This is a genomic window from Candidatus Symbiothrix dinenymphae (assembly GCF_001431085.1).
The window spans coordinates 1-1,962 of the sequence record NZ_BBRU01000591.1; the positions used below are offsets into that span (position 1 = coordinate 1).

Annotated in this window: 2 protein-coding genes and 1 pseudogene; all 3 read right to left on the bottom strand. The window is 46.4% G+C overall.

The window, feature by feature from the left end:
- Window positions 1-1,323 (bottom strand): glycoside hydrolase family 127 protein (locus tag ASC50_RS06460; RefSeq protein WP_056928845.1); only part of this gene is annotated, 1,323 nt, incomplete at its 3' end.
- A gap of 46 nt (window positions 1,324-1,369) precedes the next feature.
- A pseudogene (locus tag ASC50_RS06795) lies at window positions 1,370-1,534 on the bottom strand (AAA family ATPase); the annotation flags it as partial.
- A gap of 117 nt (window positions 1,535-1,651) precedes the next feature.
- On the bottom strand, window positions 1,652-1,962 hold a 311-nt coding region (locus ASC50_RS06465), incomplete at its 5' end, for a hypothetical protein (RefSeq protein WP_056928846.1).

A 1,962-nucleotide genomic window follows, 5' to 3' on the forward strand; every position in this document is an offset into this window, starting at 1 on the left:
AAACAAATTCACATATACATCGCTGTTGTCCACAGCATACACATACCCCGGCAGGGAAGGAATGAAACGGCTGACATTCGACGGGCAGCAGGCGCATCCAAACCATGGCTGGCGGACAAGCGTACCTTCCGAATTGAATTTGTATTTGCCATCCGATTCCAATGGATTGGGATAGAAAAATGTACCGCCGTCCAGCGCAACGCCGGAAATCAAACCATTATACAAGGTGCGTTCCAGCACGTCGAAATATTTGGCTTCGCCATGCAACAGAAACAAACGGTAGTTCCAATAAACATTGGCGATGGCTGCACAAGTCTCGTTGTAAGCCGTCAGATTGGGTAATTCGTAGTTATCGCCGAATGCCTCTCCTCTGTGGCGGGCGCCTATTCCACCGGTGATGTAGAGCTTTTTCGACACCACATTGTCCCAGATGCGGTCGATGGCGTGGATGTAAGCCGTATCGCCCGTGAGTGCTGCCACATCGGCAATTCCCGAATACATATAACCGGCGCGTACGGCATGCCCAACGGCTTCGTCCTGTTCCAAAATGGGTTTATGCGATTGGGTATAAGTGCCCTTTATTGTTGTATAACCCCGTTTGTCCAAGAAATATTTTGCCAAATCAAGATATTTCTTTTCGCCCGTGAGCGAATAAAGCTTGGCTAATCCCATTTCTGCAATTTGGTGCCCCGGCACACGTTCCACCTGACCGGCTTTATTTCCGATCGACCGTTCTACACAGTCGGCATACCGGATGGCAATATCCAAAAAATTCCTTTTGCCGGTCGCCTGATAATGGGCAATTGCGCCCTCCAGCAAATGTCCCAGATTGTAAAATTCGTGGCTGCTTTCTTCCACTTTTTCCCATCGCTCATGACCTGCCCAATGGTGCGGATGTTGCGGATTCATCGTTCGCGCGGTGTAAAGATAGCCGTCCGGTTCCTGTGCGGCGGCGACTATGGTGAGCACACTGTCGATGTAACGCGCCAACTTCTTATCGGGCCATGTTTGCATGGAATAAGAAGCACCTTCGATGGTTTTATAGACATCCGTGTCATCGAAAGAAAATCCAACCACTTTATAATCGGGGCTTGGATGGGCAGCCTTGTGAAAATTTTCATACCGCCCCGTTTCTTCACATTTGCCGAAAGCCAACGGGATTGTCACTTCATGGCTGGCTACCAGCCGTTGTCCCCAGAACTGGTCGGTCACTTTCACCGACGTAAATGGTACGGGGTTGATGGGATAACCGCTACTTGTCGGTTGAGAAATAGCCGACAAGCAGGGGATTGTTGCTAAAAATAAAATACCTGTTTTTTTCATTATGTAAATAATTTGTTTTTTAATTTCTATCTTACTAATCTTTATAATCCAAGGTGCTCACAAGGAGCGACTTTCCAAAGCGGCGCGGGCGTGAGAGAAACACGATATTTGAACTTGTAAGTTGGAGTATTTCTTTCGTTTTGTCCACATACAAACAACCTTCATCGCGCAACTTCTCAAACGACTGAATACCAATTGGTAATTTCTTCATGACTTCTCATTTTATAAATATCCGCAAAGATAGGCAAAATAATTGGAAGTCAAAACGAAATGCAAAAAAAAAATTCCGGGGCAACCGTCAAATCTACGGTTGCCCCGGAACGTTTCGTCATTTTGTAAATCGTATATCCGATATATAATAGACGATATTTGCACCTAAGAGCAACGCTTCAGGAGGATTATTACCATTTTCTATAGCAAATCCAATCCAAAATACCCGATTGTGTAGACCAACGCTACGCGGCGTTAAGTCAAGGCTAATATCCACCCATGTCTCCAAGTCGCCGTCGGCAATCCAAAAATATTGGTCCCAGTAACCACTACCCGTTCCCCAAGAACTGCCATCTAAGCCTGTCCAGAGCCTGTTTATCATTCGAGGTCGTACCGTTTGGTATTTTCCATGCGTTCCATCTCCATAAC